This is a genomic window from Paucibacter sp. JuS9 (assembly GCF_044043925.2).
GTDB lineage: Bacteria > Pseudomonadota > Gammaproteobacteria > Burkholderiales > Burkholderiaceae_C > JAUASW01.
This window is the reverse complement of sequence record NZ_CP194172.1, coordinates 4,453,611-4,465,985: the sequence shown is the minus strand read 5'-3', so window position 1 is coordinate 4,465,985 and position 12,375 is coordinate 4,453,611. Positions and strand designations below refer to the sequence as shown.

Genomic DNA, 12,375 nt, shown 5'->3' with positions numbered 1-12,375 from the left:
ATGGACCTGCCCGCCCATCAACTGACGATGACGGTGCTGATGACGCCCGACACCGCCAACTTCGCCGGCAACGTGCATGGCGGCAACATTCTCAAGCTGCTCGACCAGGTGGCCTATGCCTGCGCGAGCCGCTACGCCGGCCGATATGTGGTGACCCTGTCGGTGGACCGCGTGATTTTTCGTCAGCCGGTGCATGTGGGCGAGCTGGTGAGCTTTCTCGCCAGCATCAACCACACCGGTACTTCGTCGATGGAAGTGGGCATCAAGGTGGTGGCCGAGAACATCCGCACCCAGGAGTCGCGGCATGTGAACAGCTGCTACTTCACGATGGTGGCGGTGGACGATCAGAACAGGCCGGTGGCCGTGCCGCCGCTGCGGCCGTTCACCAAGGATGAGCGGCGGCGGTTTGAGGCGGCGGTGGCGCGCAAGCAGGCGCGAGCATCACTGGAGCCGCGTGCCGCAGAGGGCTGATCTGGACACGCCACGGCTGATTGATGCGGGAGGCGGCTTGCGGCACATAGCAGCCACACGCTGTTTCCTTCTTTCGCGCTGCCGAGGCCATCGGGTGAGGGCTTGTGCTCCTGTCCCCCGGACCGGGCTTCGCCCGATCCTCCTCCTTTACCTCGCCCAAACCCTCACCCGACGCCCTCGGCCGAACCTGCGCCTGCCACCCGGCGCAGGCCACGGTGGTGCGGAGCAGGACGGCAGTGGGTGCCCCGCAGCGAGGTAAAGGAGGAGGCGCCGGCCGCAGGCCGGTGACGGGGGACAGGAGCGGAGGGGTGCCCGCTGGCGGCCTGATCTTCGACGTACCTTCGAGGAAGAAGGCAAGAGTCCGCAACGTGCCGACTCCCGCCGGCCACCCCTCTGTCTCTATCTCCGGCGCCCGTAGCGCTGCCAAGCCACTTCACGCAGCGTCTGCAAAAGCGCCTCGGCGCCCGGTGACAGCTGGTGCTGCTTGCGCGTCACGATGCCGTAGGCGTCCATGCGCAGGCCCAGCTCGAAGGGCAGCACCGCCAGCAGGCCGGTGTCGACATAGGACTGCACCATCTCCTCGGGCAGCGGCGCCAGCATGTCGGTGCCGGTCAGGAGCTTGCTGATCACCGGCAGCGAGATCGTCTCTACCGTTTCCTGAGGCTGGTCCAGGCCCTGCGAGAGGAAGAGCGCGGTGATGCGGTCGCGCAGGATGCTGCCGGGCGGTGGCAGGATCCAGCCTTCGCGGGCCAGGTCTTGCAGCGTCAGACCTTCGCGCTGCAGGAGCGGATGGCCGGCGCGCACGACGAGGCTGTGCGGCTCGTCGGTCAAGGGCTCGAAGTTGAGCTCGGCGGCCGACTCGCTGTCGAGGATGCGGCCGATCACCAGGTCCAGCTGCCCCTCGCGCAGGCGCTGGATCAGGATCTTGCTGGTGTCCACGGTGATCGCCACCTGTACCTTGCTGTGGCTGGCCTTCAGCTGCTGCACCGCCTCGGGCACGAGGCCGCTGGACGGCGTCATCACGCTGCCCACGGCCACCCGGCCTGACAGGCCCGAGAGCAGCTCCATCACCTCCTGATGCGCGGCGTCCATCTCGGCCAGCGCGGCGCCGGCGCGCCGGATCATCACGTCGCCATAGCGCGTGGGCTGCACGCCGCGCGGCAGGCGCTCGAACAGCGGCACGCCCAGCGCATGCTCCAGCTCCCCTAGCAACTTGGAAGCCGCCGGCTGCGTGAGATTGGCGGCCTGCGCCGCATGCAGGATGGAGCGATGCCGGCCGAGCTCGACCAGCAGCACCAGATGACGGGTCTTCAGGTGCGAGCGGACAAAGCGGTTGGCGCGGGGGTCTTTCATTCGTGATAGAGCTGAGAGCGTCCACCATCGATCAGGATGTCAGTGGCGTTGATGAAGCGCGCCTCATCACTGGCCAGGAACAGCGCAGTGTAGGCAACTTCATCGGGCTCGCCGACGCGCTTGCAGGGCAGGATGTCGATCTGGCGCTGGCGTTGTTCAGCGGGCAGCGAGTCGAGCCATACCTGGACTCGTTCGCTCATGATCAGCCCTGGCGAGATCGAGTTCACGCGGATGCCGCGGGCTGCATATTCGATGCCCAGCGATCGCGTCAGGCCAATCAGCGCATGCTTGGCCACCGGGTAGGGAAAAGCGCCCGGAATGATCTTGTGGCCATGCACCGAGGCGATGTTGACGATGCTGCCAGCCCCACGCTCCAGCATGCCGGGCAACACGGCGCGGCAGTTGTTCCACACGCCTTCGAGGTCGATGGAGAAGCAGCGCTGCCATTGCTCGCTGCTCATCTTCAAGGGATCGCTGAAGACATCGACACCGGCATTGTTGACCAGCACGTCGATGCGGCCGAAGCGCTCGATGCCGCGAGCGACCATCGATTGCACGGCCGCGGCGTCAGCCACGTCGGCCTCGACGAAGAGCGCGTTGGCATCACCGAACTCGGCGCGTGCTGAAGCCGCGGTGTCGTCGTCGCGGAAGTTGTTGAAGACCACCTGCGCGCCCTCGGCCAGGAATCGACGCACGATGGCGCGGCCTATTCCCGACGTCGAACCGGTCACCAGCGCGACCTTTCCATGGAGTCTTGTCGATCCGCTCATTGCGTCGTCCCGGTGAATTGCTTCCAGATGTCGAGCACGGGCAGTGCCCGGCCCTTGAAGTCGAACAGCGTGGTGTTGCTCACCACGTTGGGGCCTGCATCGCCCGTGCCTTCGCGCACCGCCCAGCCGACACCGGGCGTGGCGATCATGATCGGGTCCCAGTAGAGGACGCCGATCACGCGCGGCGTCCTCTTCAGCGCGGTAAAGAGCTCGACCATGAAATCGCGTTGGCCTTCGGGGCTGCTCATCGACGCCGGATACGGGCCGTTGTGCTCCAGCTGGCCGGGCCAGCCGTCGGGCTTGGTCGGAGAGAAATTGAAGCCGGCTTCCATCACCAGGAGGTCGCTGTCAAAGCGTTCGGTGATGGCCTTGCTGAAGGCCGCCAGCTGCGCGACGTTCTTCCTGGTCCAGAAGGGATAGTAGGAAGCGCCGATCACATCCCACTGCACGCCGTTCGTGCGCGCCTGGCCAAACCAGTCGATGTACTTGGCCTCGTTGCCACCATCGTCGATGTGCAGGACGACCTTGCTTGAAGGATTCACTTCCTTCACTGCGGCATGGCCGGCCTTCAGAAGCGCAGCCAGGCGCGGCCAGTTCTCCGGCGTGGCCTTGCCATACGGGTAGAGCATGCCGTGCTCGATCTCGTTGCCCAGCGAGACGAATTGCGGCGGCGTGCCCTGCTTCACCATGGCCTGCATCACCTCGCGGGTGCGCTGATGGACCAGCTCGGTCAGTCTCGCCATTCGAGCCGCTTCGTCAGGCTGCTTCTTGAGCTCACGCTGCCAGGCATGCGGCAGGTCCTGGGTCTTGGAGTTGGTCCAGAAGTCGCTGTAGTGAAAGGTCAACTGGATCTGCATCCCCTGCGCCGCAGCGCGCCTGGAGAGCGCCAGCACATCGGGCAGGTCCATCGAGCCCTTGGGCCAATACCAGCCGTCAGTGCCGGTGCCTGGGCCGGTGTTGTCGTAGAGGCGGATGCGGGCAATGTTGTGGCCGTAGCGCTTGAGGATCTCCAGCGCGTCGCCGGGCTTGCCCTGGCGGTCGCTGTAGCGCGCACCGGCGCGCTCCATCCAGCTCAACACTGAGAAGTCGCCACCAGCGAGGAACTGCTGTGCCTGCGCCGTGCCGAGCGCCGCGGCCAGCAGCAGCACGAGGGCTTGCCTAAGCATGACGCTCGCCTCGGGTTTTCAACTGGTCGAGCAGCACCGCAGCCAAGAGGATGATGCCGCGCATGAGGTACTGGTAGAACGCATCCACGTTCATCAGGTTCATCACGTTCTCGACCGTGCCCATGATGAGCACGCCGATCACCACGCCGAAGATGCGCGCCCGTCCGCCCTGCAGCGAAACGCCGCCCAGCACGCAGGCCGAGATCACGTCCAGCTCGAAGCCGGTGGCCGCATTGGGCTGGCCGCTGGTGATGCGCGAAGACAGCACTAGACCGGCCATCGCCGTGACCAGGCCTTGCAGCAGGAAGATCCAGACCCGCAGCCGCTCCACACGCACACCGGCCAGGCGCGCGGCCTCGGGGTTGCCGCCGATGGCCAGCGTGTTGCGACCGAACACCGTGTGATTGAGCAGCACGCCAAACACCAGGAAGCAGGCGGCCGTGAGCCACACCGGCAGCGGCAGGCCGAAGACCAGCGTGTCGCCGAAACTGATGAAGCCTTCGTCGGCAATGCCAACCGCCTGGCCCTGGGAGACGATGAAGGCGAGGCCGCGCACCATCAGCATGGTGGCCAGCGTGGCGATCAGCGCGTTGACACGCAGGTAGGCGATCAGGACGCCGTTGCCAGCGCCAATCAGGGCGCCTGCCGCGAGGCCGCCGGCTATGGCCAGGCCGGTACTGCCGGTGCGTTCAAGAATGATGGCACCCAGCACGCCGGCAAAGGCGATGGTGGAGCCGACCGACAAGTCGAAATCACGCGAGGCCAGGCACAGCATCATGGTGCAGGCCACCATGCCGATCTGCGCCACAGAAAGCATCAGGCCGACGATATTGGCGGCCGAGAAGAAGTTCTCCACCGTCACGGCGAGGACGATGAAGAGCAGGCCGTAGCCCAGCGTCATGCTGTGCTCTTTCAGGAGGGCTCGCGTTCGGTTCGTGGTCATGGCGGAGGCCGGTGAGGTTGTCGTTGCGGTGTTCATGGGGGGTCAGGCGCTCACTTCATCGGGCAGCGCCAGCGCAAGCGCGGCGGTTTCATTGGCTTCTGCGCGGCTCAGCTCGCCGCTGATGCGGCCCTCGCGCATGACGATCAGCCGGTCCGAGATGCCCAGCACCTCGGGCAGCTCGCTCGAGATCACGATCACGCAGCAGCCGCTGGCCGCCACCTCGTGGATCAGGCCGTAGATCTCGTTCTTGGCGCCGACGTCGATGCCGCGCGTGGGTTCGTCCAGGATCAAGACCTTGAGCCCCGGCTCGGCCAGCCAGCGCGCCAGGATCACCTTCTGCTGGTTGCCGCCGGAGAGCAGGCGGATCTCCTGCTCGCGGTTCGGTGTCTTGATGCGCAGGCGCCTGATGAAGGCATCAGCCAGCTCGGCCTCGCGGCGGTGGCGCAGGAAGATGCCGCCCAGGAGGCCGTGGCGCCGGCAGCTGATGTTGATGTTCTCGGCCACCGAGCTCTGCGCCAGGATGCCCTGCTCCTTGCGGTCTTCCGGGCACAGGACGATGCCGGCGGCAATGGCGGCTGCCGGGCCGCTCGCGTCAACCGGCTTGCCGTCGAGCACCACCTGACCCCCGGTGCGCTTGTCGGCGCCGTAGAGCAGGCGCATCAGCTCGCTGCGGCCGGCGCCGACCAGGCCGAAGAAACCCAGCACTTCGCCGCCACGCACGCTGAACGACAAGCCCGATGCCCCACCAGGCAGCGCCTTGCTGCGCAGACCCTTCACCTGCAGGCGCTCCTCCTTGGCGGGGCGCTCACGGTAGTCGTAGATGTCCTGCAGCTCGCGGCCCACCATGTCGGCGATCAGGCGCTCGCGGCTGACCTCGGCCATCACCGGATGCGTGGCCACCTTGCGGCCGTCGCGGAAGATGGTGCAGCGGTCGCAGAGCGCGTACAGCTCTTCGAGCCGGTGCGAGATGTAGATCAGCGTGCGGCCCTCGGCGCGCAGCGAATGCACCAGGCGGAACAGGATCTCGCTCTCGCGGTGCGACAGGCTGCTGGTCGGCTCGTCGAAGGCGATGACCTGCGCCTCCTGCATCACGGCCTTGCAGATCTCAACCATCTGGCGCTGCGCGATCGACAAGTCGGAAAGCCTGGCGGCCGGGTCCAGATCGACACCGATGCTGGCCAGCTTCTCGGCCACCAGCTGGCGCGCGGCCGAATGGTCCACAAAGCCGAAGCGCGTGGGCAGGCGGCCCAGCAGCACGTTCTCGGCCACCGTCAGCTCGGCCACGTACTGCAGTTCCTGATGGATCACCGCGACGCCGGCAGCAATCGCGTCGCCCGCCGAATGGAAGTCGCAGGGCTTGCCGTTCAGGAGCAGGCGGCCGCCGTCCGGGCGGTACTGGCCACCCAGGATCTTCAGGAGCGTGCTCTTGCCCGCGCCGTTTTCGCCCAGCAGGCCATGCACCTGGCCGGCGTGCGCCTCGAAGCTCACCCCGTTCAGCGCCTTGACGCCGGGGAAGGTCTTGGTGACGTTCTCGAACTGCAGGACTGCGGTCATTACAGGCCCATGGTTTTCCGGACTTCGGCTTGATTTTTTCGGGTCATCAAGATGCCGTTGGTCAGCGTCAGAGCCGCCGGTGCCTTGTTCTCAGCGACCCACTGGTAGACGTTCAGGGCGGTCTCGTAGCCATGGCGCTTGGGGCTGATCAGCACCGTGCCGAAGAAGGCCGTGGGCGTGGGCTTGGAGAACTCGTTCAGCGCCGTCTGGCTGCCACCGATGCCGATGCCCAGCATTGCGTCCTGCTTCAAGCCGCGGCCTTCGGCGGCACGCACGGCGCCAAGCACGGCTTCGTCATTCAGGCCGAAGGCGACCCAGCGCTTGAACTTCGCGTTCTTGGTGAAGGCGATGTTGGCGGCGTTGAAGGCGCTCTCGGTGTCGGTCTTGGCTTGCGGTGCGTCGACCAGGTTGGCGGCGGGCAGGCCGGCGGCCTTCAGGGCATCGAGCGCGCCCTGGGTGCGTTCGCGTGCCGTGGGCAGTTGATCGAAAGCAATGCGCAAGGCGCCGACCTCGGCGAGGTTCCAGCCGCGTGCCTTGATTTCCTCGACCATCCCCTGGCCCACCTGCTTGCCGATCTCGTAGCCGGAGATGCCCATGTGCGGGATGTCGGCGATGGGCTTGCCGGCGCCGTCCACCAGCTGGTCGTCCACCGACATCACCTTCAGCTTGTGGCGCCTGGCCGCTCGCGCCACGGCCGCACCCAGCTTCACATCGGGTGCACAGATGACGAAGCCCTGCACCTTCTGCGCGGCCAGGTTGTCGATGGCGGCCATCATCTTCTCGCCATTGGGAATGCCGATCTTCACCAGCGTGAAGCCCTTTTCCTTGGCGGCTTGCTCGGCGAAGCGCCATTCGTCCTGGAACCAGGGTTCCTCGGCCTGCTTCACGAGGAAGCCGATCTTGATCGGCTCGGCTGCTTGGGCCGTTGCAATCAGCGAAGCCAGGGCGGCCATGGCCCAAAAAGCGAGGGTTCTGCGTTGGATCGTCATGTCTTTGTCTCCACAAGTCGCGAGCTCAGACCGGCTCGTCGTCAAACAAGGTTTCGGGAACAGCCAGCGCGCGCGGCAGGCGCAGGCCGAACAGGCTGCCGGACTGCGGCGCGGCGGCCAGCGCTTCGCGGTTCAGATCAGCCCGGGCGGTGCTCACCATCAGTTCATCGCCGCGCTTGCCGCCCAGCGCCGGGCAGCTGCTGTGCGGCGCGGCACCGGCAGCGCGTTGCAGCAATTCGCCATCAGGCGAGTAGCGGCAGACCTGGCCGGCGCCCCATTGCGCGTTCCACAAGCAGCCCTCGGCATCGACCACCGAGCCATCGGGCCAGGCGTGCTTGTCGGTCACGGTCACGAAGGGACGGATGTTGCTGACCTGCGCAGCTTCGGCGTCGTAGTCGCATTGCTGGATCACGCGGGAGAGCGTGTCGCAGAAGTACATCGTGCGGCCGTCCAGGCTGAACGCGATGCTGTTGGCAATCGCTACCGCAGGCAAGGCGAGGCGGCGCAGGCCGTGCTTCAACGAGTATTGGTAGAAGCTGCCAATGGGGCGCTTTTCGGCCGCCTCGTTCATCGTGCCGAAGACGAAGTAGCCGCGGCGGTCGCAGCGGCCGTCGTTCACACGGGTGCGGCTCTCGGCCGGGTCCACGGCCGCCAGCTGGGTCAGCGCCATGTTGACCGGTCCTTGTGCGAGCGGGTCGGTCAGTTGCCCCAGGCACAGGCGCTTGGCCAGGCCGAGGATCAGCTTGCCCGAACGGGTGTGGGCAAAGCAGCCCAGGCGGTCTGGCAGACGGCAGCTCAAGGCCGCGCCGGTATCACCCGACCAGGCGTTCAGGACGCCCGACTCGATATCGGCCCACCACCAGCGTTGGCTGGGTCCATGCCACTGGATGCCTTCGCCCAGCGTGGCGCTGTGCGGATGGGCCAGCTGAAGGTTGTCAATGCTCACAGGTTCCGAGGGCACGCTGATGTCTCCGTCTCTCTCGCTCAAGAATGCGAAGTTACTGGGTCGGAACATATCCGACCAATCGCTTGTCAGGGTTTAACTATCCAAAAGTCGTATAGCTCACTCAGGGCCTCACCGACAGCCGATAAACCGGGATCAGCCGGACAGCCCGCAGCTCGGCGACTTGCTTCTGACCGGCGAAGTCGGGCCGGTGCTCACGCGGCAGGTAGATCGGCGCATCGGCGCGCAGCGGCAGCACCGAAACGCTCATGGGCTGTTCAAGCGCCTTGCCCAGCGACTTCAGGCCGATCTGCCACTTCGGGCCGAAGTAGTACCAGTCGTCCAGCATCTGCGTGCCGCTGTGGAGCCGGCCAATGTCGCCAACGATGTCGGCCTCGAGGATCACGTCGTCCAGGCCCTGGAGCGTGTCCTTGGGCACCGTGACCTGCCAGGCCGCCGCGGCGGAGAAGGCTTCGGGAATCGGTTGCAAGGCCGCCTTGGCCAGGCCGCCCTTCATGATCGGCAGCGCGCCTTGCGCCTGGCGGGTCTGCCTGAAGCTGGCCACCGGCTGGCGCGCGGTCGCTTGGGCTTCGAAAACCTGGAACAGGCCATCACTGCCTGCGGCCTTCAAGGCCAGGCTGCCCTGCGGTGTCTTCGCGGCGGCCGGGAACATGGCCAAGCGCAGCCTGGCATCGCCCGCGCTGCGCAGTTCCAGATGGCTGCCAGCGATCCAGAGTTGTTGGTCCGAAAGCAGCAGGCGCGGCTGCCCGGCGAATTCGCCCGTCACCAGATTGCGCGCTTGCGCCGCCGTCAGCGCGAGCAACTGCACCGGGCGTTGGCCGGGCTTCCTGATTGTCAGCACTGGCGAGGTGCCGGGCTTGAAGCCGCTGAAGACCACGCGACCATCGACTTCATGACGCGTGGCACCGGGCGCTTCGATGAAGCTGGCATCGGCTGCACTGAAAGCCAGCTCCACCGGCTGATCAGACGCAGCGCTGAACACGTGGACAAGGCCTTGCGTGCCCGCATCAAAGCGCGTCACCGGCTGGGCCGTTGCGTAGACCAGGCGAGTGCCTTCGAGGTCCAGGTTGACCGGCCAGACGAAATAGTCGCCGTTCTTGATCGTCAATGGCTGCTGCGGAAACGTGAGCGTGCCGCCCGGCAGCTTCACCGAGAAGCGAACGTCAGAGAACTGCGGCATCGCGTACTGCCGCACATGGTTGTTGACGAAGAGGAAGGCGCTGTCGCCGTTGGAGCGCACGGCATAGCGCGGCGTGGTCAGCTCGGTCGGATGCGGCGGCACGGCGGCGGGCTTGCGCACCGTCATCGTCGCCAACTGCGAACCGTAAGACTGCAGGAACAGATGGAAGGGCCGCAGCTTGGTCAGGACCTCGCGCTGCTGGCCGTCCGGGCCCAGCGGCGCCTGGAAGTCGTAGTTGATCCTGGGCGTGTCGTTGTAGCCGCCGCTCGCCGTGCTCTCTTCCAGCGAATGCTCGCCCAGCGGATTGCGGCCGCCGTGGAACATGTAATAGCCGAGCAGGTTGACGCCCGAGCCGAGTTGCACCGGCAGCATCGAGGCGATGTCGTCGCTCGAGACCATGGTGCGGCGGCGGTACATGGCCGGCAGGCCGGCGCCGTATTCCGCGCCGAGAAACGGCGTCAGGGCAATATCGCTCTCGGCCGTGCCCCGCGCGGTGGCGGCAGTCTGCGCGCCGAGGTCGCCGGAGACGCGGCTGTCGAAGCGAAAGGCGTAGGTTTCCTTCGGCGGCAGCTCGGTGGTCGGCAGACCCCAGGGCTCATCCGGGTAGCCACCGAATACCGGCGTTACTTCACCAGAAGGATAGACCGTGCCATCCCAGCCGGTGACGGTATACAGCGGCACATCCATGCCCGCCTTGAGCGCCAGACCCTTCAGGGTGGAGATGTGCGCGGCGCCCTTGCCCGGGCCGGTGAGGTTGTATTCGTTCTCGATCTGGATGCCGATGACCGGGCCGCCATCCTTCCAGAGCTGGCCCTTCAGCTGCTGGCCGATCTGGGCATAGAGGCGTTCGACATGGCGCAGGTATTGCGCATCGTTCTGCCGTGTGGGCATGGTGTTGACCACCCAGTCCGGCACGCCGCCGAAGCGCACCTCGGCATGTGACCAGGGTCCGATGCGCACCACCGCCTTCAAGCCTGCCTGCTGCGCCAGCTGCAGGAAGCGACGCAGGTCGCGATTGCCCTGCCAGCTGAACTGGCCTTCATTCAGCTCATGGTGATTCCAGATCACATAGCTGGCCACCACGTCGATGCCGGCTGCCTTCATCTTCTGCAGCTCGGCCGCCCAGCTTGAGGCCGGGCTGCGCGTGTAGTGGAACTCGCCCATCACCGGTAGCCAGGGCTTGCCGTTGAGGCTCAGGTATTGGTTGTTGACGGCCAGGCGTTCGCCCTTGGGCGACACCGAAGCGCCGAGCTTCAAGTGGCCGGTCGTCGGCGCGGCCACGGGTGCACTGGCGTCGACTTGAAGCAGGGTCTCCGCCCGGAGCGCCGAGCAGCACAGCGCAGCCGCCAGGGCGATGGCGCCCGCGGTCTGGATCTTCTTCATCGCTTGTCTCCTGTTGTTCTCTTGTCTTCAGGCGCGCCAGGCCGTCACGAAGGCGCGGGCGCGCTGGGCCACATCGCCTGCGCTGAAGCCCGGTGCATACAGGGCGCCCCCCAGGCCGAAGCCGGCAGCCCCCGCGGCGCGGAACGCGCCCATCGTTTCTGGCGTGATGCCGCCCACCGGCAACAGCTTCAAGGTGGCCGGCAGCACCGCGCGCATGGCCTTGACCACCTGCGGCGTCACCAGCTCGGCCGGGAACAGCTTCACCGCATCGGCGCCCGCTTCCACGCAGGCAAAGGCTTCGGTGGGCGTGGCCGCACCAGGCACGCAGAGCAGGCCCTGCGCCTTGACGTGCGACACCACGCGCGTGTCCGCATGCGGCATCACGACGAGCTGGCCGCCGGCATCGCGAACCTTGTCTGCCGCGCCGGTGCTCAGGACCGTGCCGGCACCCATCACCGCATCCGCCGGCAGGCACCGGGCCAGCCTGGCAATCGAATCAAAAGCCTGCGGTGAATTGAGCGGCACCTCGATGATGCGAAAGCCCTCTTCATACAGGCTCAAGGCGATCGCCTCGACCTCGTTGGGCTTCACGCCACGCAGGATGGCAACCAGCGGCAAGGCACGAAAGGCCGCGTCGAACTTTGCTTCAGGAAGAGACGACATCAGAGCACTCCTCGCGCCACCTGGGCGATGCGCCACAGGCCGGCGGCAGCGGTATTGGGCAGCACCTGCACGGGGCCGATGCCGAACAGGTCCAGCGCCTTGGCATAGCGCTGGCACAGGGCCGGCTCGCCGAGCAGCACCAGCGGTGCATCGGCAACGTGGGCCCGGAGGCCGGCGCGCAATTCATGGCCGATCAGCAGGCCGGAGAGATAGTCGGGCAGCGCCTCGCTCGCCAGGCGGCCGGTCAGGCCCAGTGTGCGCACCGCAAAGAGCTGGTGCGGCAGGCCCAACTCGCCGTGGTCGCGCGCAGCGCGCACGCCCTGGGCAAATGAAAGCAGATCATGGGCTGGATCAGCAGCCATCAGCCGGCCCAGCACCGAATGCTGGCGCATCACGGCAAACAGCTCGCCGGTCATCTGCGTGGCGAAACTGCGCACAGTGCCGTCAATGACCTGGGCCCATTTGCTGTGCGTGCCCGGCATGACGATACAGCTGCGCGCTGCCAGCTCGGGCGCCGACTCCAGCGCGCCAAGCACTTGCGTCTCTTCGCCGCGCATCACGTCCGGCGGGCCGGCCTCGGTGTCGCAGCGCAGGCCCGGCAGCAGCCGCACGGCGCGACCCCGCCAGTCCACGTCCACAGCGCCAGCGGCCAGGGCGCTCGCGTCGGCCGGGCAGGCTGCATAAGGTACTTCGCGCCAACCATGCTGGCTGCCCACCATGCCGCAGGCGAGGATGGCCGGCGCCGTGGCATGCCAGTCACCGATCAATTCATCGAGCACCGCGCTGAAGGCAGCGGCGCCGCCCTTCAGCGTGGACGCGCCTTGCGTCGACTGACGCGTGAGCAAGACCTGGCCCTGCTCGTCGATCAGCATTGCGCGCAGGCTGGAGCTGCCCCAGTCCAGACCGATCAGGCGCGTCTCACGGGGAAACGAAGTCACG

At 66.6% G+C, this 12,375-nt stretch carries 11 protein-coding genes; 1 reads left to right on the top strand and 10 read right to left on the bottom strand.

Annotated elements, in window-relative coordinates:
• On the top strand, positions 1–471 hold the full coding sequence (locus ABT392_RS19880; RefSeq protein WP_395384808.1) for an acyl-CoA thioesterase: 471 nt from the start codon (positions 1–3) through the stop codon (positions 469–471).
• Positions 472–870: 399 nt separating this feature from the next.
• Here the strand turns inward: ABT392_RS19880 and ABT392_RS19875 are convergent, their stop codons facing one another.
• From ABT392_RS19875 to ABT392_RS19830, 10 genes are all read right to left on the bottom strand, one after another.
• Positions 871–1,824 (bottom strand): LysR substrate-binding domain-containing protein, encoded by a 954-nt coding sequence (locus ABT392_RS19875; protein ID WP_395384809.1) that lies wholly within the window; start codon positions 1,822–1,824, stop codon positions 871–873.
• Positions 1,821–2,594, bottom strand: coding sequence for an SDR family oxidoreductase (locus ABT392_RS19870; protein WP_395384810.1), 774 nt, complete (start codon positions 2,592–2,594; stop codon positions 1,821–1,823). Before ABT392_RS19870 ends, ABT392_RS19875 begins: the two co-directional genes overlap by 4 nt.
• The gene (locus tag ABT392_RS19865) at positions 2,591–3,760 is read right to left on the bottom strand and encodes a glycoside hydrolase family 53 protein (protein ID WP_395384811.1); all 1,170 of its coding nucleotides are present in this window, start codon (positions 3,758–3,760) and stop codon (positions 2,591–2,593) included. Before ABT392_RS19865 ends, ABT392_RS19870 begins: the two co-directional genes overlap by 4 nt.
• Positions 3,753–4,739 carry an L-arabinose ABC transporter permease AraH gene (gene araH / locus ABT392_RS19860; RefSeq protein ID WP_334277883.1) on the bottom strand — a complete coding sequence of 329 codons (987 nt, stop codon included), beginning with the start codon at positions 4,737–4,739 and terminating at the stop codon, positions 3,753–3,755. The genes ABT392_RS19865 and araH overlap by 8 nt, the downstream gene beginning before the upstream one ends.
• 6 nt (positions 4,740–4,745) lie before the next feature.
• Positions 4,746–6,257, bottom strand: coding sequence for an L-arabinose ABC transporter ATP-binding protein AraG (araG, locus tag ABT392_RS19855; RefSeq protein WP_395384812.1), 1,512 nt, complete (start codon positions 6,255–6,257; stop codon positions 4,746–4,748).
• Entirely contained in the window at positions 6,257–7,240 is a 984-nt protein-coding gene (locus ABT392_RS19850) for an arabinose ABC transporter substrate-binding protein (RefSeq protein WP_334277980.1), read from the bottom strand. The genes araG and ABT392_RS19850 overlap by 1 nt, the downstream gene beginning before the upstream one ends.
• A 31-nt stretch (positions 7,241–7,271) precedes the next feature.
• Positions 7,272–8,207, bottom strand: coding sequence for an SMP-30/gluconolactonase/LRE family protein (locus tag ABT392_RS19845; protein WP_395384813.1), 936 nt, complete (start codon positions 8,205–8,207; stop codon positions 7,272–7,274).
• Between the two features lie 106 nt (positions 8,208–8,313).
• Positions 8,314–10,773 carry a beta-galactosidase gene (locus ABT392_RS19840; protein WP_395384814.1) on the bottom strand — a complete coding sequence of 820 codons (2,460 nt, stop codon included), beginning with the start codon at positions 10,771–10,773 and terminating at the stop codon, positions 8,314–8,316.
• Positions 10,774–10,800: 27 nt separating this feature from the next.
• Positions 10,801–11,436, bottom strand: a complete 636-nt coding sequence (locus tag ABT392_RS19835) for a 2-dehydro-3-deoxy-6-phosphogalactonate aldolase (RefSeq protein ID WP_334277887.1) — start codon at positions 11,434–11,436, stop codon at positions 10,801–10,803.
• Positions 11,436–12,374 (bottom strand): 2-dehydro-3-deoxygalactonokinase, encoded by a 939-nt coding sequence (locus tag ABT392_RS19830; RefSeq protein ID WP_395384815.1) that lies wholly within the window; start codon positions 12,372–12,374, stop codon positions 11,436–11,438. Before ABT392_RS19830 ends, ABT392_RS19835 begins: the two co-directional genes overlap by 1 nt.
• Position 12,375 lies beyond the last annotated feature (1 nt).

Bases quoted from the DNA above. Each gene is read 5' to 3' on its own strand.
- ABT392_RS19840 (WP_395384814.1), bottom strand. From the start codon at position 10,773: ATGAAGAAGATCCAGACCGCGGGCGCCATCGCCCTGGCGGCTGCGCTG.
- ABT392_RS19875 (WP_395384809.1), bottom strand. From the start codon at position 1,824: ATGAAAGACCCCCGCGCCAACCGCTTTGTCCGCTCGCACCTGAAGACC.
- ABT392_RS19865 (WP_395384811.1), bottom strand. From the start codon at position 3,760: ATGCTTAGGCAAGCCCTCGTGCTGCTGCTGGCCGCGGCGCTCGGCACG.
- ABT392_RS19880 (WP_395384808.1), top strand. From the start codon at position 1: ATGGACCTGCCCGCCCATCAACTGACGATGACGGTGCTGATGACGCCC.
- araG (WP_395384812.1), bottom strand. From the start codon at position 6,257: ATGACCGCAGTCCTGCAGTTCGAGAACGTCACCAAGACCTTCCCCGGC.
- araH (WP_334277883.1), bottom strand. From the start codon at position 4,739: ATGAACACCGCAACGACAACCTCACCGGCCTCCGCCATGACCACGAAC.
- ABT392_RS19835 (WP_334277887.1), bottom strand. From the start codon at position 11,436: ATGTCGTCTCTTCCTGAAGCAAAGTTCGACGCGGCCTTTCGTGCCTTG.
- ABT392_RS19870 (WP_395384810.1), bottom strand. From the start codon at position 2,594: ATGAGCGGATCGACAAGACTCCATGGAAAGGTCGCGCTGGTGACCGGT.